This window comes from Mesorhizobium sp. M8A.F.Ca.ET.208.01.1.1 (genome assembly GCF_004791315.1).
Taxonomy (GTDB): domain Bacteria; phylum Pseudomonadota; class Alphaproteobacteria; order Rhizobiales; family Rhizobiaceae; genus Mesorhizobium.
Genome location: NZ_SRUT01000001.1, coordinates 1,054,498 through 1,073,132, shown reverse-complemented (window position 1 = coordinate 1,073,132; position 18,635 = coordinate 1,054,498). Strand labels below are relative to the sequence as shown.

Annotated in this window: 21 protein-coding genes; 10 read left to right on the top strand and 11 right to left on the bottom strand. The window is 62.1% G+C overall.

What is annotated here, in order from left to right; translation table 11 throughout:
• Positions 1-137 precede the first annotated feature (137 nt).
• Positions 138-371 (top strand): hypothetical protein, encoded by a 234-nt coding sequence (locus EN851_RS05300; RefSeq protein ID WP_127872417.1) that lies wholly within the window; start codon positions 138-140, stop codon positions 369-371.
• Between the two features lie 98 nt (positions 372-469).
• Here EN851_RS05300 and EN851_RS05295 read toward each other — a convergent pair whose 3' ends face one another.
• Positions 470-1,168, bottom strand: a complete 699-nt coding sequence (locus EN851_RS05295) for an SDR family NAD(P)-dependent oxidoreductase (protein WP_245520690.1) — start codon at positions 1,166-1,168, stop codon at positions 470-472.
• Between the two features lie 114 nt (positions 1,169-1,282).
• On the opposite strand from EN851_RS05295, the gene EN851_RS05290 reads away from it, so the two are divergent.
• On the top strand, positions 1,283-1,579 hold the full coding sequence (locus tag EN851_RS05290) for a hypothetical protein (RefSeq protein ID WP_135928720.1): 297 nt from the start codon (positions 1,283-1,285) through the stop codon (positions 1,577-1,579).
• A gap of 42 nt (positions 1,580-1,621) precedes the next feature.
• Here the strand turns inward: EN851_RS05290 and EN851_RS05285 are convergent, their stop codons facing one another.
• Positions 1,622-1,855 (bottom strand): hypothetical protein, encoded by a 234-nt coding sequence (locus tag EN851_RS05285; RefSeq protein ID WP_135928719.1) that lies wholly within the window; start codon positions 1,853-1,855, stop codon positions 1,622-1,624.
• 331 nt (positions 1,856-2,186) lie between these two features.
• Between EN851_RS05285 and EN851_RS05280 the strand changes: the two genes are divergently transcribed.
• The 6 genes from EN851_RS05280 to rimO all read left to right on the top strand — a co-directional run bounded on the left by EN851_RS05280 (position 2,187) and on the right by rimO (position 7,581).
• Positions 2,187-3,053 carry a sterol desaturase family protein gene (locus tag EN851_RS05280; protein ID WP_135928718.1) on the top strand — a complete coding sequence of 289 codons (867 nt, stop codon included), beginning with the start codon at positions 2,187-2,189 and terminating at the stop codon, positions 3,051-3,053.
• 117 nt (positions 3,054-3,170) lie between these two features.
• On the top strand, positions 3,171-3,977 hold the full coding sequence (locus EN851_RS05275) for an alpha/beta hydrolase (protein WP_135928717.1): 807 nt from the start codon (positions 3,171-3,173) through the stop codon (positions 3,975-3,977).
• 101 nt (positions 3,978-4,078) lie between these two features.
• Complete coding sequence (locus EN851_RS05270; protein ID WP_135928716.1) at positions 4,079-4,777, top strand: DUF2161 family putative PD-(D/E)XK-type phosphodiesterase; 699 nt, start codon at positions 4,079-4,081, stop codon at positions 4,775-4,777.
• A gap of 56 nt (positions 4,778-4,833) precedes the next feature.
• Entirely contained in the window at positions 4,834-5,241 is a 408-nt protein-coding gene (locus tag EN851_RS05265; protein WP_189521767.1) for a DUF930 domain-containing protein, read from the top strand.
• Between the two features lie 181 nt (positions 5,242-5,422).
• Positions 5,423-6,109, top strand: coding sequence for a TerC family protein (locus EN851_RS05260; protein ID WP_135880350.1), 687 nt, complete (start codon positions 5,423-5,425; stop codon positions 6,107-6,109).
• Between the two features lie 158 nt (positions 6,110-6,267).
• Positions 6,268-7,581 carry a 30S ribosomal protein S12 methylthiotransferase RimO gene (gene rimO / locus EN851_RS05255; RefSeq protein ID WP_135928714.1) on the top strand — a complete coding sequence of 438 codons (1,314 nt, stop codon included), beginning with the start codon at positions 6,268-6,270 and terminating at the stop codon, positions 7,579-7,581.
• A 76-nt stretch (positions 7,582-7,657) separates the two neighbouring features.
• Here the strand turns inward: rimO and EN851_RS05250 are convergent, their stop codons facing one another.
• The 8 genes from EN851_RS05250 to EN851_RS05215 all read right to left on the bottom strand — a co-directional run bounded on the left by EN851_RS05250 (position 7,658) and on the right by EN851_RS05215 (position 15,996).
• Positions 7,658-8,725 carry a BMP family ABC transporter substrate-binding protein gene (locus EN851_RS05250; protein ID WP_135928713.1) on the bottom strand — a complete coding sequence of 356 codons (1,068 nt, stop codon included), beginning with the start codon at positions 8,723-8,725 and terminating at the stop codon, positions 7,658-7,660.
• 51 nt (positions 8,726-8,776) lie between these two features.
• Positions 8,777-9,697 carry an ABC transporter permease gene (locus tag EN851_RS05245; RefSeq protein ID WP_135928712.1) on the bottom strand — a complete coding sequence of 307 codons (921 nt, stop codon included), beginning with the start codon at positions 9,695-9,697 and terminating at the stop codon, positions 8,777-8,779.
• A complete protein-coding gene (locus EN851_RS05240) occupies positions 9,697-10,827 on the bottom strand; it encodes an ABC transporter permease (RefSeq protein ID WP_127872425.1) in 1,131 nt (376 codons plus the stop codon). The genes EN851_RS05245 and EN851_RS05240 overlap by 1 nt, the downstream gene beginning before the upstream one ends.
• On the bottom strand, positions 10,824-12,401 hold the full coding sequence (locus EN851_RS05235; RefSeq protein ID WP_189521766.1) for an ABC transporter ATP-binding protein: 1,578 nt from the start codon (positions 12,399-12,401) through the stop codon (positions 10,824-10,826). The genes EN851_RS05240 and EN851_RS05235 overlap by 4 nt, the downstream gene beginning before the upstream one ends.
• A gap of 216 nt (positions 12,402-12,617) precedes the next feature.
• The gene (locus tag EN851_RS05230; protein ID WP_135928710.1) at positions 12,618-13,595 is read right to left on the bottom strand and encodes a quinone oxidoreductase; all 978 of its coding nucleotides are present in this window, start codon (positions 13,593-13,595) and stop codon (positions 12,618-12,620) included.
• 27 nt (positions 13,596-13,622) lie between these two features.
• The gene (gene pcsA, locus EN851_RS05225) at positions 13,623-14,465 is read right to left on the bottom strand and encodes a phosphatidylcholine synthase (protein WP_127280773.1); all 843 of its coding nucleotides are present in this window, start codon (positions 14,463-14,465) and stop codon (positions 13,623-13,625) included.
• Positions 14,438-15,052: a DUF1326 domain-containing protein gene (locus EN851_RS05220; protein WP_135928709.1), complete on the bottom strand. Its 615-nt coding sequence runs from the start codon at positions 15,050-15,052 to the stop codon at positions 14,438-14,440. Before EN851_RS05220 ends, pcsA begins: the two co-directional genes overlap by 28 nt.
• Before the next feature lie 14 nt (positions 15,053-15,066).
• Positions 15,067-15,996, bottom strand: coding sequence for a DUF2182 domain-containing protein (locus EN851_RS05215; protein WP_135928708.1), 930 nt, complete (start codon positions 15,994-15,996; stop codon positions 15,067-15,069).
• A 71-nt stretch (positions 15,997-16,067) separates the two neighbouring features.
• Between EN851_RS05215 and EN851_RS05210 the strand changes: the two genes are divergently transcribed.
• Both EN851_RS05210 and hspQ read left to right on the top strand, forming a co-directional pair.
• On the top strand, positions 16,068-17,282 hold the full coding sequence (locus EN851_RS05210; protein WP_135928707.1) for a UbiH/UbiF family hydroxylase: 1,215 nt from the start codon (positions 16,068-16,070) through the stop codon (positions 17,280-17,282).
• A gap of 147 nt (positions 17,283-17,429) precedes the next feature.
• On the top strand, positions 17,430-17,753 hold the full coding sequence (gene hspQ, locus EN851_RS05205) for a heat shock protein HspQ (RefSeq protein ID WP_027142695.1): 324 nt from the start codon (positions 17,430-17,432) through the stop codon (positions 17,751-17,753).
• Positions 17,754-17,831: 78 nt separating this feature from the next.
• Here hspQ and EN851_RS05200 read toward each other — a convergent pair whose 3' ends face one another.
• Positions 17,832-18,461: an invasion associated locus B family protein gene (locus tag EN851_RS05200; RefSeq protein WP_015317881.1), complete on the bottom strand. Its 630-nt coding sequence runs from the start codon at positions 18,459-18,461 to the stop codon at positions 17,832-17,834.
• Positions 18,462-18,635: the final 174 nt, after the last annotated feature.

The window sequence follows — 18,635 nt, the reverse complement described above, 5'->3', positions numbered from 1 at the left end:
TTCGACCAGGTGACGTGGGGGAGCAAAATGCCCGAAATAACGTGGGACGCCGCCGCAAGATGGGCGGTTGAAGTAAGAAAGCCCCCAAAGCGGCCCGACTAACTGGAACATTGTAGCAGGTAGGCGCGTTGTCGCGCATGCTCAAAAATATCGCCTTCGCCGCGCTTCTCATACAAGTCGCTGCCGTCTCGGCATTGACCACCCAAACGCTGCTTTTTTCATCAGCGTCCACGCAGGCATCGAGCGTTCCGCTGAATGAACCTGTCGCCACCGCGAAAGACTGCGCGAAGGCCACCCGGCCGGATTTTCCTGTTCACTGCGTAGAGTACGTCCAGGTCCGAAAGCTCATCGCCATGACGGCGGCTCAATAGGGCTAGATGCAGAAGCCGCCAGCGGTCGCGGTACCACTTTATTTCGTGTGGCCGCGGACAAGCTGGCGCTCGTCGCCGCGCAGGCATCGCGATGGGATTTACCAGGGGACGGTGCGTCCGAGATAGTCGACATAGTGCAATCCCTGGCTTCCCTTCCTGGCAAGCAGAACGTTGACGAGGCTCGGCACGCTTTCCTCGATGCTCAGCCTTCCATCCGGCCATCCCAGCTCCGTACGGACCCAGCCGGGCGCCATCAGCACCATGGCACGCGATGTTGCGGCATGGCGGGCGGCGAAGCTTCGCATGAACATGTTCAGCGCCGCCTTGCTGCCCCGGTAGACCTCACGTTGACCTGTCTCGTTGTTGGAGATGCTCCCCTGCCCGCACGACATCACGCCGATCAGGCCGGTCGCTGGAACAAATGGCGCCAGGCTCTCGAGAACACGCATCGGGCTGAGTGCATTTGTGATCATCACGCGCACGAACTCGTCGGTCGTCACATCGGCGATCGTCTCAGCCGGGTTGTTGCTCACGCCGGCATTGACGAACACTATGTCCAACACCCCGCCCGACAGCCGGTCGCGCAAGGCCGTGACCTGATCGGGTTCGCAGATGTCGACTGTCTCGATTTCGAGCCGGCCTTCGAACGCGTCCGCGAGGTCGTGCAGCTTGGTCCGGCCGCCTTCCCGGACCGTGCCGATGACGTTCCAGCCTTTCCCGAGGAACTCGGCCGCCATTGCATGGCCGAGGCCGCGCGACGCGCCGATGATGAGGACTGTACCTGACGGGGTGTTCAAAACCTTGCGGGCATTGGGCGATCTCTTTCGTTGGTTGGGTGACCGCAGATATGGGCAAGCGGAAGCCATGCGCCGTCACGGGAAGGCAATGTCGCCGAGCCGATCGATGGCGCCTTGCAGAAGCTCGGTCTTGGACGCACCGTCGTGGTTGTCGTGCCCGGCTACCCCGATGCGATACGGATTGTGCGACAGTCGGATCTGGTCGCGACCGTGCCGGGCTCGTGTTTCGGCAGCACAAGTGCAGGCGACCACGCCATCACGGCAGGTCTCGAGAGTTTCGAGCTCCCGCTTCCCATTCCTCAGTTCAAGATATCGGCGATGTGGCATCCTCGCATGGACGCCGACCCGGCCCATCGTTGGCTGCGCGATACCGTGATGTCGGCCTGCCGGGCGGCATATGCGCGGCGATGAGGGCGTGCCGGCAAGCCCACGCCATGCCAAGCGGCGACCGGCTCAGTCCGACTGCTGTGTGCGCTCCGCGATGGCAAATGCCTGCAGGTTCCTGGCCTTGCCGATGTCCTGATCCGCGTTTGCGATGATCGAGAAGAAGGCTGCTCTGGCAATATCCTTCTTCGAGGCCTTGGGGTGGGCCTTCCGGGCGGCTTTGACAAGCTGCTTGGGAGACATGCCGGGCGTGACGATCCTCATGAGGGTGTCGCCGATCGCACTCATTTCACTTGCGTCCATCATGGGCGTCCCTGTGCTGATCGTAATGCCATGATAGCAAGGACAACTCGCGACCGACGATATGGTTCTGGAAATGAAAAACCCCGCCGGCAGGGACCGGAGGGGTTAGTCCTGGGAGGACGCGCGTTGCGCTGCGTTCGACAAGCGCGCGCCGACCAAGTAGCGCCAGCTTGCGACACGGATGTGACACCCGGCGAGCGCGTTTGCCACATGACAAGCGAGGAGCGACACAAGCGGCCAGCATCAAGCCTTTGGAAAGGAGAAATGTGGTTCTGTTCGGGAGCTGAAGCGCGGGGTGCGCTGGGCCAAAGGCAAGGCGATAAGCGGTCGAATGGATATCTTTGGCATCAAGGGGCTGTTGATCTGCGCGCTGATCTTCATTCCGTTCGAGCATCTGTTTGCCGAGCGACCGCAGAAGATCCTGCGCAAGGGCCTGGGTGTCGACCTGATCTACGTGCTGTTCAACGGCCTCGTGGTAAAGGCAGTGATAATCCTGATAGCGGCCAACGCACTCGAAGCCGCTGCAATGCTGATCCCGCGTTCGGTAACGCATGCGGTCGGCGGCCAGCCCATCTGGCTGCAGGTCGCCGAAATCATCCTGATTACCGATATAGGCGTCTATTGGGCACACCGCGCGTTTCACGAAATCCCCGCGCTGTGGAAGTTCCATGCGGTTCATCACGGCATTGAGGAATTGGATTGGCTCGGTGCATTCCACTCTCATCCCGTCGACGCCATAGTCACGAAGGCAATTTCGCTGACACCGATCTTTTTTCTCGGATTCTCCGAAGCCTCGATCGCGGTCTTTTCCGTCATCTACTTCTGGCACACGCTGCTTGTTCATTCGAACTTGCGGATTCCGTTCGGCCCCTTGAGGTGGCTCATCGCCAGCCCGCAGTTCCATCGCTGGCACCACGCCAACCAGCGCGAAGCCTACGACAAGAACTTCGCCGGACAGTTGCCCTTCCTCGACGTGGTGTTCGGCACGTACAATGCGACTGGCAACAAAGTGCCTGAGAAATATGGCGTCGATGATCCAGTCCCCTCCAGCTACTTCGGACAGATCGGCTATCCGCTGCGGCGCCGCAGGACACGATCGAGTAGGGCAGTGCCGGACGGCGAAGCCCTCCACGAAAATCAGCCGGCGCGAAACAACCAGGATCGGGCGACAAGAGGTGCGGTCAATATCGGCCGTTAGGCAATGCAATCTCCTGTCGTGTCGCCTGATGGCAGCAGAGTTTGCCTTGCGGGTTGGTCTCGGCGGGTGCCGGCAATAAACATAAGCGCTGCGCATTTGCCACGAGGCTGTTTCGGCATGGACTATCGCGATGACGACCTCACGAAATTCGAAGCGCAAGGTGCCGCTCCTTTGCCGGCCGCGGCGGACGAAGGCCATGTGGAGCATGAGGGGGCGAGAATCTGGTGCGCCACCTTTGGGGCGGGGTTTCCCGTGATCTTGTTGCATGGCGGCCTTGGCCATAGCGGCAATTGGGGATTTCAGGTCCCATCATTGGTCGAGCGCGGCTATCAGGTCGTCACCATCGACAGCCGTGGCCATGGACGTAGCACCCGCGACGAACGGCCATACAAATACGAGCTGATGGCCTCGGATGTCCTGGCCGTGATGGATCGCCTGCAATTGAACAAGGCCATCGCGGTAGGTTGGAGCGATGGTGCCTGCGTTGCGCTGATCCTTGGCATGAAGGCCGCCGATCGCATCGCCGGTGTGTTCTTCTTCGGCTGCAATATGGATCCCAGCGGCACGAAGGACTTCGAGGCCAGTCCGGTCATCGAGCGATGTTTCAGCCGGCACAAAAAGGACTATGCGGTGCTGTCGGCCACGCCAGATCAATTCGATGCATTTGTCAAAGCTGTCGGCCTGATGATGAAGAGCGAACCCAATTATGGCGCCACCGAGCTGGGAGAGATCCGCGTGCCCGTTGCGGTCGTCCAAAGCGAGCACGACGAGTTTATCAAGGACGAGCACGCCACCTATCTGGCCAGCAGCATACCGGGATCGGAATTGGTGATGCTGCCCGAGGTCAGTCACTTCGCGCCCTTGCAGCGTCCCGACCAGTTCAACCGCGTGCTGTTGGCTTTCCTCGCAGAACTTCATTCCTGAGCCCTGCCTCGCCGCTTCCGGAATCCCCGCTCTGGCCCAGGCACGCGACACACCATTTCGCCTGCGAGGCTTTTCATGTCGAATCGGCTAGACCTTGCGATATGAACGAGACCTCACTCTATGCGCCGGTGAAGCGTTTCCTCGAAAATCTCGACTTCGTCGTGAAGGGGGAAATCGGCGGCTGCGATATCGTCGCGTTGCGCGAAGGGGAGCCGCAGATCGTCGTCATCTGCGAGTTGAAGCTGCAGTTCAATCTCGAACTGGTTCTGCAGGGCGTCGACCGTGCGGCTGTTTGCGATGAAGTGTGGCTGGCGGCGCGCATGTCGGCGCGGGGCAAGGGGCGCGAAAGCGATGCCAGGTTCCGCAACCTTTGCCGCCGGCTCGGCTTCGGCCTGATTGGCGTAACCGCCAATGATCGGGTCGAAGTGCTTCTCAGTCCGATTGCCGTGGCGCCACGCAAGAATGCGCGACGGCGATCTCGCCTTGTCGACGAGCACCAGCGCCGCCGCGGCGATCCTGTCGCCGGCGGCGGATCGCGCGCTCCGATCATGACCGCCTACCGGCAGAGCGCCCTCGCCTGCGCCGCCGCGCTTGCGGACGGCCCCAAGCGGCCGCGCGATCTGAAAGGCCTGATGCCGATCGCGCCGAAGATTCTGCAGCACAATGTCTATGGCTGGTTCGCAAGGGTCGAGCGTGGTCTCTACGATCTCACCGATGCCGGCCGCGCCTCGCTGGTTCGTTGGCCGCAGGTCCCGCATGATGAAGCCCGACACGAGATTTTGATTGCGCCCGGCCTCTGAATACCGGGGTTTGCCGAGCATGAACCGCCCCTGTTGGTTGATTTTTCAGACAAAACATGCTGCTTGTCCCGCCCATGAAGACACTATGCATGATGGCCATTGCGTCCCTGACGCTGGCTTTTCCGGCCAGTGCGATGGACAACGCCTTGCGCTCCGGACTGATGAAACTTGATCCGCAGACCCGCCTCGAGCAGCGTTGCGATGCCGAAGTCCTGGACCGGATCACCCATGATGATCGCAAGTTCAAGGCCGACCGCGTCGTCGCCTACGCCTTCGCGACGCCAGAGATGAGCGCCGACGCCATCCGGAGCCCCGGTGCGGCGTTCCGCAGCAGGGGACAGTGGTACCGGCTGAAGTTCAAATGCCAGACGGGGCCGGATCATATGGAAGTTCTCCAGCTCCGCTATCGGATCGGGGATGAGATCCCGCAAGCCGACTGGCCGAAGTACAATCTCTACGATTAGTTCTCGCGGGCTTGCCCGCATTGGCTTGCCGCCGGCGCATGTTGAGAATCTTCCGTAATTCCACCACCACGAAAATGGTTTTCCAGCGTTGTCCGGTGCTGCGGCTTGACGCCAGCAGACCATGCCTTTAGGCCCGTTCGGACGATCGACGACGAACACTCGACGAAGGGCTTCCAGGTCGATGGAAATATTTACCGCCGCCGGCTTTTCGGCTCTCCTTCAGGTCATCGCCATCGACCTTGCGCTCGCGGGCGACAATGCCATCGTCATCGGCCTCGCCGCTGCAGGCTTGCCGGCCAGCCAACGCCAGCGAGCCATTCTGGTCGGCATCGCGGCGGCCACCGTTCTTCGCATTTTCTTCGCCCTGATCACGCAATGGCTGCTGACCATTGGTCCCATGCTGCTTATCGGTGGCGGCCTGCTTTTGCTGTGGGTTTGCTGGAAGATGTGGCGCGAATTGCGGGTCACCCACGACGAGGAGCGCGACGCCACCGAAGCGCTGTCGAACGGCGACTTCAACAAGGATGGCGTCATTGGCGGCAAGGGGCCGAGCAAAACCTTCTCGCAGGCCGCCTGGCAGATCGTCATCGCCGACGTCTCGATGTCGCTCGACAATGTCCTGGCCGTGGCGGGCGCGGCCATGAACCATCCGACGGTGCTGATTGTCGGGCTGGCGCTGTCGATCGCTTTGATGGGCTTTGCTGCGTCGTTCGTCGCGCGCCTGCTGCACAAATACCGCTGGATTGCCTATATCGGCCTGGTCATCATCCTCTATGTCGCGGTCAAGATGCTGCTTGATGGGGCTGTGCAGCAATTCCCCGATCATTTCGCCTTCCTGTCACCCTGGTTCGGGTCAAGCGGGCACTGACGCACAGGCGGAGCCGCAGGGCTCCGTTTGCCTGATTGAGGAAGCCGTGCTATTGCGCCGCCCGAATTGAGCTCCTGCTAGGAGCCATGCAAACCGTTATATGTCGAGACTGCGGGCCGGATCGATGTTTCCGGTTCGCGTCCATTGGAAAATTGCCCATGTCCGCCCCACGCGTCAGCTTCGTCAGTCTCGGCTGTCCCAAAGCCCTTGTCGATTCCGAGCGCATCATCACGCGTCTGCGGGCCGAGGGCTACGAGATCGCCCGCAAGCATGACGGCGCCGATCTCGTTGTCGTCAACACCTGTGGTTTCCTGGATTCCGCCCGCGACGAGTCACTCAACGCCATCGGCTCCGCGCTTTCGGAAAACGGCAGGGTCATCGTCACCGGCTGTCTGGGCGCCGAGCCGGACGTGATCCGCGAGAAGCACCCCAACGTGCTGGCGATCACCGGACCGCAGGCCTATGAGAGCGTGATGGCCGCCGTCCATGAGGCGGCCCCTCCCTCGCACGATCCCTACATCGACCTCCTGCCGCCGCAGGGCGTCAAGCTAACGCCGCGCCACTACGCCTATTTGAAGATCTCGGAAGGCTGCAACAACCGTTGCACCTTCTGCATCATTCCAGCCCTTCGCGGCGATCTCGTCTCGCGGCCGGCGGCCGATGTGCTGCGTGAAGCCGAAAAACTGGCCAAGGCCGGCGTCAAGGAACTGCTCGTCATCTCGCAGGATACCAGCGCCTACGGCATCGACATCAAATACCAGACGTCCATGTTCGGCGATCGCGAAGTGCGGGCGAAGTTCCTCGATCTCTCGGAGGAACTGGGCAAGCTCGGCATCTGGGTGCGCATGCATTATGTCTACCCCTACCCGCATGTCGCCGACGTCATCCCGCTGATGGCCGATGGAAAAATCCTCCCCTATCTGGATATCCCCTTCCAGCACGCCTCGCCGCAGGTGCTGAAGAACATGCGCCGGCCCGCCCACGGCGAGAAGACGCTCGAGCGCATTCGCGGCTGGCGCGATGTGTGCCCGGATCTCGCCATCCGCTCGACCTTCATCGTCGGCTTTCCCGGCGAAACGGACGATGATTTCGAGATGCTGCTCGATTGGCTGGATGAAGCGAAAATCGATCGCGCCGGCTGCTTCAAATACGAGCCGGTCAGAGGCGCCCGTTCCAACGATCTCGGCCTCGAGCAGGTGCCGCAGGAAGTCAAGGAAGCGCGCTGGCATCGCTTCATGCAGCGCCAGCAGAAGATCTCGGCGACGCAGCTTGCCAGGAAGGTCGGCAAGCGTCTGCCGGTGCTGATCGACGAGGCGCAGGGCACCTCTGCGAAGGGCCGCACCAAATATGACGCGCCCGAGATCGATGGTTCGGTCCACATCCAGTCGCGCCGCCCGATGCGCGCCGGCGACATCGTCACCGTCAAGATCGAGCGCGCCGACGCTTACGACCTCTACGGCTCGGCCGTCTGAGCTCCCGCCAGCTTCTCCATCCAAATGAAAAGGGCGCCTCGCGGCGCCCTCTCCATATCGAAATATGTTCTGCCGTCTATTGCGGCAGCTTGTCATCGACGCCCTTGACGTAGAAATTCATGCCGAGCAGCGTGCCGTCGTCGGCGACCTCGCCGTCCTTGAGCCACGCCGAGCCGTCCTGCTTGGCGATCGGTCCGGTGAAGGGGTTCCAGCCGCCGGCGATCTTCTTTTCGCTCGCTTCGGCCATCGCCTTCACGTCGTCGGGCATGTTGGTGTAGGGCGCGAGCTTGACCGCGCCGTCCTTGATGCCGAGCCAGACATTGTCCGGCTTCCAGCTGCCGTCGATGGCAGCCTGTACGCGGCTGATATAGTACGGACCCCATTCGTCGGTCAGCGATGTAAACTGCGCGTTCGGCGCGAACTTGATCATGTCGGACGACTGGCCGAAGCCGTGCAGCTTGCGCTCTTCGGCCACCTGCAGGGCAGCGGTCGAGTCGGTGTGCTGGACGATGATGTCGGCGCCCTGGTCGAACAGTGCCTTGGCGGCGTCGGCTTCCTTGCCCGGATCGAACCACGAGTTCACCCAGACGATCTTGGCCTTGAAGTTCGGGTTGATCGATTGCGCGCCGAGCATGAAGGAGTTGATGCCCATCACCACTTCCGGGATCGGGAAGGAGACGATGTAACCGGCGACGCCGGACTTCGATTCCTTGGCGGCGATCTGGCCGAGCACGTAGCGGCCTTCATAGAAGCGCGCATTGTAGATGCCGAGATTATCCCCGGTCTTGTAGCCGGTGGCGTGCTCGAACATCACCTTGGGAAACTTCTTGGCGACCTTCACTTCGGCGTCCATGAAACCGAACGAGGTGCCGAAGATGATCTTGCAGCCTTCGCGCGCCAGACGCTCGAAAGCACGGTCGGCGTCTGGGCCTTCGGAGACGTTCTCCAGATAGGCGGTCTCGACCTTGTCGCCGAGCGCCTTCTCGACCTCGAGGCGGCCCTGGTCGTGCTGGTAGGAATAGCCGAAATCGCCGATCGGGCCGGTGTAGACCCAGCACGCCTTCAACTTGTCGGCGGCCTGCGCGGACGCCGCCAGCGACATTGCGGCGGTCGTGGTCATCAGGGCAATAAGCAGTTTTTTCATTGTGTTACCTCTCTGAGTTAAGCCTTGGAGCTTCCCGTCTTGTTCTTGTTGTCAACGATCCGGAACGAATGGCTGCCCCAGGGATGCCGGCGTGTTCATCATCGTCAGACGCTTGTTGCGCGAGATTAGAACGAGAACCACGACGGTTGCCAGATAGGGCAGAGAAGAAAGCATCTGCGAGGGCACCGGAATGCCAAAAGCCTGTGCATGAAGCTGGCCGATCCACACCGCGCCGAAGATGTAGGCGCCGGCCAGCACCCGCCACGGCCGCCAGGATGCGAACACCACCAGTGCGAGCGCGATCCAGCCGCGGCCCGCGGACATGTTCTCGACCCACTGCGGCGTATAGACGAGCGACAGATGCCCGCCAGCAAGACCGGCGCAGGCGCCGCCGAAGATGACCGCGAGGTAGCGATAGCGGATGACCTTGATGCCAAGCGCATGCGCTGACGTGTGGCTGTCGCCGATCGAGCGCAGCGTCAGCCCGGTACGCGTCTTGAACAGGAACCACATCACCGCGGCCGTCAGCGCGATCGAAATATAGAACACAGGGTCCTGGCCAAACAGCAGCTTGCCCACGATCGGAAGCGAACTGAGGCCGGGAATATCAAGGTTGGGTAGCCGGACGCCAGGCTGGCCGACGAAGCGCGTTCCGATCATGCCGGAGAGGCCGAGGCCGAGCAGCGTCAGTGACAATCCGGTCGCCACCTGGTTGGTGGCCAGCGACAGCGTCATGACGGCGAACAGCAGCGAGAATAGCGCTCCCATGATGACTGCCGCCAGGAGGCCGATCCAGGGCGAGCCGGTCAGGTAGCCGGCCCCGAAACCGCCGACGGCCCCCATGATCATCATGCCTTCGACGCCGAGATTGAGCACGCCGGAACGCTCGACCACCAGCTCGCCGATCGCAGCGATCAAAAGCGGCGTCGCCGCCGTGGCGATGGTCAGGAGGATGTTGACGGTAATGTCCATCAGCGGGCTTCCTTCAACTTTGGCGCGGCCTCGAGCTTAGCGGGGACTTCCTGTTTGGTCAGCGCCAGGCCGATCAATCGGATGCGGTAATGAATGAGCGTGTCGCAGCCGAGCACGAAGAACAGCAACATGCCCTGGAACACCCTCGCCACCTTGTCGGAAATGCCGAGCGCGCTTTGCACCGCCTCGCCGCCGAGATAGGTCAGCGCCAGCACCAGGCCGGCGGCGACGATGCCGAGCGGATTGAGGCGACCGAGGAAGGCCACGATGATAGCGGTGAAGCCATAGCCGGGCGAAATCACGGGCTGCAATTGCCCGATGGCGCCTGAGACTTCCGAGATGCCGGCAAGGCCGGCCAGTGCTCCCGACAGCAGGAAGGCAAAGAACACCATGCGGTTGAGGCCAAAGCCGGCGAAACGCCCTGCTCTCGGGCTGGAGCCCAGCACGCGGACCTCGAAACCCTTGAGCATGCGGCCCATCAGGATCCAGATCAGCACCGCGGCAACCAGCGCGAAGATGAAGCCCCAATTGGCGCGCCCGGCATCGGGCATCAGTTCCGGCAGCACCGCCGAGTCGCCGAACTGGATCGTTTGTGGAAAGCCGTGTCCCTGCGGATCGCGCCACGGCCCGCGCACCAGCCAGTCGAGGAAGAGTTGCGCGACATAGACCAGCATCAGGCTGGTAAGGATTTCGTTGGTGGAGAACCGGGTCTTCAGCAAGGCCGGGATCGCAGCATAGGCCGCACCGCCGACCATGCCGAGTAGAAGCATCAGCGGCAGCACCAGCGGGCCTTCGAATTGCGGAAACAGCACCGGAATGATGGAGCCGAAGATGGCACCGAAAATGAATTGGCCTTCGGCGCCGATGTTCCAGATGTTGGCCTTGTAGCAGACCGACAGGCCGACCGCGATCAGGATCAGGGGGGCTGCCTTGATCGCCAGCTCGTGCAATTGCCAGACCTGGCTGATCGGCTCGATGAAGTAGATATGGAACGCGTTGAGCGGGTTGACGCCGAGCAGCGCGAACATAATGGCGCCGGCAATGATGGTCAGCGCGAAGGCGATGAACGGCGACAGCATCGAAAACAGCGCCGAGCGCTGCGGGCGTTTGACGAGTTCGAGGCGCATCATGCCGTCTCCAGCGTATGTTCGGCGTGGCCGGGTTCGGCGCCGCCCATCAGCAAGCCGACCTTCTCGAAAGTCGCTTCGGCGATCGGCATCGGCTTCGAGAGCTCGCCATTGTGCATGACCGCGATCGCGTCCGATATCTCGAACAGCTCGTCCAGATCCTGGCTGATCACCAGTACGGCCGATCCGCTGCGAGAGAGCTCGATCAAGGCCTGGCGGATGTGCGCCGCGGCTCCGGCGTCGACGCCCCATGTCGGCTGGTTCACCACCATCACGCTTGGGCGGCGGTCGAGCTCGCGGCCGACGATGAATTTCTGCAGATTGCCGCCCGAAAGTGCCGCCGCTTCGGGATCCGGCGCGCTCTTGCGCACATCCATCGCTTCGATGATGCGTTGCGATGCGGCGTAGACGGCGCCGCTCTTGACCATGCCGCCGGTGCCGACAAAAGCCTTGCCGTCGGTGGCATGGCGCGACAGCAGCAGGTTTTCCGAGAGTTTCATGCGCGGTGCCGCTCCATGGCCAAGGCGCTCTTCCGGCACGAACGCCGCTCCCAGCAGGCGCCGCCCGGTGATGGTGAGGCCGCCGGCGTCCTTGTCGCGGATGCGCACCGAGGCGGCATCCTGCTGCAAAACCTCGCCGGAGACGGATTCGAAGAACTCGCCCTGGCCATTGCCGGCGACGCCGGCAATGCCGATCACCTCGCCGGCGCGGACATTGAGGCTGATGTTCTTGAGCGGAATGGAAAACGGCGTTGCCGGCTTGCGGCTGAGGCCGCGGATTTCGAGCAGCGGCTGCGTGGTCTCGATCCCCTCGACCGGCGCCCGCACCACGGCCTGCACTTCGCTGCCGACCATCATGCGGGCGAGCGATGAGGCGGTCTCCTCGCGCGGGTTGCAGTGGCCGACCACCTTGCCGTGCCGCAGCACGGTGGCGCGGTCGCAGATGCGTTTGACCTCTTCGAGACGGTGCGAAATGTAGAGGATCGATTTGCCTTCCGCACGCAGCCGCTCCAGCGTCTCGAACAGCTTGTCGGCTTCCTGCGGCGTCAGCACCGATGTCGGCTCGTCCAGGATGATGAGCTGCGGCGTCTGCAGCAGGCAACGGATGATCTCAATGCGCTGGCGCTCGCCGACCGAAAGGTCGCCGACCAGCGATTCCGGATCGAGCGGCAGGCCGTAGCTGTAGGAAAGCGCCCTCGCCTTGGCCGCGATGCTGCTGATCGGCGAGCCGTCATCCAGCGACAGCGCGATGTTCTCGGCGGCCGTCAACGCCTCGAACAGCGAAAAATGCTGGAACACCATACCGATGCCGAGCTTCTTGGCAGCCCCCGGGCTGGTGATCCGCACCGCCTGGCCGTTCCAGAAAATCTCGCCGGAATTGGGCTCGAGCGAGCCGAACAGCATCTTGACCAGCGTCGACTTGCCGGCGCCGTTCTCGCCGAGCAAAGCGTGGATCTCACCTTTGGCGATGTTGAGGTCGATATGGTCGCACGCCGTCAGCGTGCCGAATATCTTGGTCAGGCCACGAACCTCGAGCAGGTTCGCTCCATCATGATTTGCACTCACAGTGCCTCCCATCCGGATTACCGGACATGTTCTGTGTTCCCGCAAGCATCGTATGCGCGGCCGGCTCTCGTGCGAAAGCAGCACCCGACTTGAAAGAGCTTCAAGAATTTCAGCGGAAACTCAAGGGCAAAGATCAGCCTGCCTCGCACAAGCATGTGGCTGGCCGACTTTTCGTGCAAACCAAGCCCGCGGCTGCGGCGGGACGCTGAAAACCAAGGCAGACTATCGTCAGGGAACCAGGATGGTCGTGCCTGTCGTTCTGCGTCCCTCAAGATCCTGATGCGCCATGCCCGCGTCTTTCAGCGCATAGCGCTGATTGATCTTGATCTCGACGGCACCACAGAGCACGACCTCGAACAATGCGGCGGCGGAGGCATCGAGGTCCTCGCGTTTTGCATTGTAGACGAACAGTGTCGGCCGCGTTGCGAACAGCGAGCCCTTCTGCGCCAGCAGCGACATCGAGAACGGCGGGATGGGTCCCGAGGACTGGCCGAAGCTGACGAACATGCCGAGCGGCTTCAGGCAGTCGAGCGAGGCCGGGAATGTGTCGTTACCCACGGAATCGTAGACGACGTCGCATTTCCTGCCGCCGGTGATGGCTGCGACGCCGGCGACGAAATCCTGCTCCTTGTAGTTGATGACATGGTCGAAGCCGTGTGCCTTGGCCAGTTCGATCTTGTCGGCGGAGCTGGCGGTGCCGATGACCGTTGCGCCGAGGTGTTTTGCCCATTGGCCTAGAATGAGCCCGACGCCACCAGCCGCGGCATGAAACAGGATCGTGTCGCCTGCCTTGACCTTGAAGGTCCGGCGCAGGAGATATTCCGCGGTCATGCCCTTCAGCATCATGGCAGCGGCCTGTTCGTCGCTGATGCCGTCCGGCACCTTGACGACCTTGCTGGCATCGATGACGCGCTCTTGCGCATAAGCACCCGTCGTCACGGCGTAGGCAATCCGGTCGCCCGGCTTCAACCAGTCGACGCCCTGGCCGACTTCCAGCACCACGCCGGCGGCTTCGCTGCCGGGAATGAGCGGAAATCCGCCGGGCGGCGGATAGAGGCCCGAGCGATGATAGACATCGATGAAGTTGAGACCGATCGCGGTATGCTTGATCAGGATCTGCCCCGAACCGGGCTGGCCGGGATCGGTGTCCTCGTAAGTCAGGACTTCGGGGCCGCCATTGGCGTGGATTCGGATGGCTTTGGACATGGACAGGATTCCTTGAAGAGCGGCTGATCAGGCCTTTTTGGCGCCGAGTTTTGGAAAGAACTGCATGATGCCGCCAATGCAGGCCAGGTAGAGCCCCGTGATGGTAATACCGATCTTGGTAAAAGTGCTGACCTGCTCACCCAGCACGCCGATCTCGTCGTAGAAGGCGGCGAGCGCCGCCTGCGCAAGCGCAAGCGCGCCGAAGGCGCACCACAACAGCGTCATGCCGAGATTGATCGGCCGCAGCCGCTTCACCCGCACCGGATGGATGAAGTTTATCGGCACAAAAGTCAGAATGCCGGCCACCACCACCACGGCGAACGAAACCCATTGTCCCGGCTCGATGACGAACAGCGTGAACACCACCATGTTCCAGACTACCGGGAATCCCTTGAAGAAATTCTCCTTCGTCTTCATGCCGGTGTCGGCGTAGTAGATCGCGCTTGAGACCACGATGATCGCCGCCGACAGGAACGACAGGCCTTCGCCCATGAAACCGCGCTGATAGAGCGCGAAGGCCGGGATCAGCACGTAGGTCACATAGTCGATAATGTTGTCGAGGAGTTCGCCCGACCAGGTCGGCAGGATTTCCTTGACCTCCAGCTTTCGGGCGATCGGCCCATCGATACCGTCAACGAACAGCGCCAGCCCCAGCCACCAGAACATGGCCGTCCAGCGCTCCTCGCTCGCCGCCACCAGCGACAGGAAAGCCAGGAACGAACCGGAAGCGGTCAGCAAATGCACCGAAAACGCGCGCGCCTGCGGCCAGGTGACCTTCTTCTTCGGTCGCGGAATCCGTTCCGTGATCTTCTCGGCGATCTTGCGGGCCTTTGTGTTCTTCCTCACGGGCCCCGCCAATCCAGCTTGCATATCTCGGCCGAACGGCCGGCGAAATTCCAGTTGCGGCCAAAGGCCCGCATCTTGCTCTTGTCGGACCTGGCCACGATGATCTCCGGCGCGATCCAGTATTCGGAATTCGTGATCACCGTGTCCTTCTCGCGGTCCTTGCCCGCGATTGGCGTGACCGCCCCGTCGATGATCTTCGGTATCTGGAAAATACGCGTCTTGTCGCGTGTCTGGTAGGTGATCGGCACCTGTTCGACGCCCAGGAATTTGCCGACCAGGATCGAGAGCAGCGACGTGGTCCCGCCGGCTTTGCCGGTGAAGATCTTGGTCAAGGCCTTGACCGCGTAGACCGACGCCCTGACGTCGATGAACAAGCCCGCGGTCCAGTTGCCACGGCTCATGTAACCGGGGATTTCCATGATCAGCCCAAGATTGAGTCCGGAGAGGTCGACCTCGCCGAAATGGCCGGCGTCGATACGAAAACCCGCCCAGGTCTGGCAGTAGCCTTCGGTCGGAGGATGGTTGCCAAGCGACAGCACGCAAGGGCAAAAAACCGTGCAATTGCAGGAGAGTACGAGCTCTCCTTTCATTGCCCAGCTCTGCTCTGCCATCGAATTTCCCCCACTCATAGCGAGACTACTAGCAGCGCGGCTGCCCAGACAAGCAGTATCGCACCAGCCAGCCGGGTTGGAAGACTGCCTGTCGTCTGTTTTTCAATCAGGGTGAACACGCCGATCAGCGCCATCCAGAAGACGTTCATCACGCCGACTGCGAACATCACCAGCATCAATGCCCAGCAGCAGCCGAGGCACCAGATGCCTTGCGCGACGCCGAGCCGGAAGACGCGGGCGGCGCTCGTGCTCCAGTTCGCAAACAGGATCGAGAACGGGTTCCGGCACTTCGTCAGGCAGGCCTCCTTGAGGCCGCTGAACTGGTAGAGGCCGGCAACCAGCAAGGCGAGCCCACCGGCAACGCCAAGCACCGGATCGAATATCCCTCCGGAGGCGGCGAATGCGTGGACGGCAAGTGTCAGTGCCGTAAACAGCATCGAGGCGGCAAGCCAGACGCTGAGGTAGCCGGCAACCAGCACCAGCGGATGGACGACTGGCTCCCCCTTGATCCGCGCCGTATCGGCGATCTCGCAATAGGTGCGGATCATTGGCGCCGCGGATGGCAGCATCGCGGCGATCGCCATGAGAAACCACATGAGGATGAGCGCCAGGGTACGTGGGCCGATGCTTGCGTCCAGCGGCGCAGGTGAAAGGCAGAGTGCGAAGAACCGTTCGAGCACGGCCGGTAACGGCAGTTGCGGCAGGTCACGCAACAAAGTGCCGCCTGGCGCGCTGATCTGCGCCTCGGCGCCGCGAATCGCCATCGCGGCAAGCAGCAGCCAGGCCAGGGCGATGCTTGCACCGACGACGACGTTGACCGTCAAGCGCGGCCTGCGCGCGACGTTTGCCGTGGCGCGGCCGGCGCGGTCGAGGTGGCTGAAATCGTCCTGTTGGCCGGTCATGACACTCGAATGGGCCGAATCGCCGCGTTGATCAAGCGGCATGATCTGCCCTATATGCCTCTCTCGACTGGCAGGTCTGATGGCCGCCTCGCATAGCAAGCCGGAAGCCGATCTTGGAGCATCAGGAAACAGCGCGGATACTGATCGCAGGCACTGGGCCGGCGGGATTGATCGCCGCACTCGACTTCGCCGATGCCGGCTTTCCGGTGACGATTGCCGGGCCTGAGGTTTCGGCTCCCGACGGTCGCACCACGGCGCTCATGACGCCTGCCCTGAAAGTGCTCGAACGGCTGGGCGTGCTCCAGGACATCGAGCCCGAGGCCGCCCCCCTGAAGGTGATGCGTATTGTCGATGCGACCGGGAGGCTGATCCGCAGTCCCGTCGTCACGTTCCGCGCCAGCGAGATCGACGAGGAACGGTTCGGCCTGAACCTGCCCAACGGCATCCTTGGACCCGCGCTTGCCGGCAAGGTGGCCGCGAATTCCGGGATCGAATGGCGCAGATCGATGGTGAAGGCCTGGCATCTCGGCGCCGCCAAAGCTCATGCCGCGCTGGTTGACGGCAGCGAGATCGATGCGTCGCTTGCGGTCGCTGCCGATGGCCGCCTGTCGCCGGCCCGCGAGGCCGCGGGCATCTCGACGGCGGCGCGCGCCTACCCTCAGGCGGCGCTCGTCCTCAATTTCGGCCACAGCCGGGAACATGGCTTCACCTCGACGGAGTTCCATACCGAGACTGGCCCCTTCACGCAGGTTCCGCTGCCGGGCAATCGCTCCAGCCTTGTCTGGGTGGTCAAGCCTGAGACCGCCAAGGAGCTTTCCGCGTTGGACGACGCAACGCTCTCGCTGCGGGTCGAACGGCAGATGCAGTCGATGCTGGGCCGGGTAACCGTGGAGCCGGGCCGCCAGATTTATCCGTTGTCGACGGTGACCCCCCTGCGTTTCGCGGCGCAGCGGGTGGCGCTTGTCGGCGAAGCGGCGCACGTATTCCCGCCGATCGGTGCGCAAGGCCTCAACCTGGGCATCAGGGATATCGACGATCTGGTTGGAATCGCGCGGGAAAATCGTGAGGATCCGGGGGCTGCCGCTGCCCTTGCCGTATACGATTTCAAGCGCCGGCCCGATATTCTGGCGCGCAGCAGCGCTGTCAATCTGCTCAACATATCGCTGCTTTCGGACATGTTGCCCGCACAGATGGCGCGCGGCGCCGGTCTCGGTGTGCTCGGCGGCTTTGCACCGCTGCGCGCTTTCTTCATGCGCGAAGGGCTTCGTCCCGGCAGCGGCTTTGCGGCGCTTGCAGGTGGCCTTCGGAAGCCGACGCGGCAGCGGTAGCCATTCTGGGATTTTGCCGCGGTATCGCGACGTTCATCAAAAACCTTTGTTGCGCATTCCGCGTATTTTGAAGGCGCTCAGACGCTTGGGATTGAATTGATGCGGAGTCTGCGCCAAATAAAGTCAAGGAATTCAGTGGTGAGTGCGATGAAAACGGCCAAATTCGCGATCGGACAGGTGGTTCGCCACCGGCTGTTCCCGTTCCGAGGCATCATTTTCGACGTCGATCCGCAATTCGCCAACACCGACGAATGGTACGAAGCCATCCCCGCAGACGTACGGCCGCGCAAGGACCAGCCGTTCTACCACCTGCTCGCCGAGAATTCGGAAACCGAATACATCGCCTATGTGTCCGAGCAGAATTTGCTCGAGGATCAGTCGGGAGAACCCGTCCGCCATCCGCAGATCAAGGAAATGTTCGACAAGAAGCCGGACGGGCGCTACGCGCCGAAACGACAGTCCAGGCACTGACTTCCGGCATACCGGGTACGGCCAGAAATGAAAAAAGCGGGGCATGACCCCGCTTTTTTGACACGACCCGACGCCTGATCAGTTGGCGGTCTTCGCCTTGTCCTGCTCGTCCTTGAGCTTCTTGGCGAAATCCTGGTTGTTCTTGGCGACGAAGTCCTGGAGCTTCTTCTGCCGGTCCTCGATGTCCGACTGCTGCAGCGGGGGGCCGTCATAGGCGCCGCTGAAGCCCTGCAATGCGATCTTGATCGGGTTGGCCTGGTTCTGGAAATTGATCGAGGTCAGCGTGATCCCCTGACCCTTCTTGAACGAGGCGACGAGCTGGTCGGTCAGCGGCACTTCCGCCACGCAACGATCCGGGAAGCAGATGACATAGTCGAGCTTCTGCGCCTTGCCGGTGTCGATCTGCAGGCCGATGCCGGGAGGCACGAGGCGACCGGTCGGGACCGTCACCTGGAACACCTTGCGGTTCACCTTGCCCTTGAGCTCGATCAGGCTGACGCCGGTGACAAGCTGGCCATTGCCAGCGGTGACGATGTTCTGGACGTTGCAGATGTCGACGTCTTCCTGCTTGGTGCAGGCCTTGAACCAGCCCTGCGGTATCTGCGGCTGCTGCTGGGCGGAAGCAGAGGGAAGTCCTGCGCCGAGAAAGCCAACCACGCCTGCGGCCATGACCGACAGGCGGTACGCGTTGCTGTTCAGGCTCGTCATGTCGTGCACTTCCTCTCAATGATCCCGGGACCGGCTTTTTCGTGCCGTATGGTCCAGCTACCTGTTGCCAAAATGAGGCAACAGAATGACTTCGGACGGCGTGTTACACTGCAAGCGGCGTCGAATCCAGCCCGCTCACTTGTAATTCTTGACGACGCCATTGGCCGCCACGCA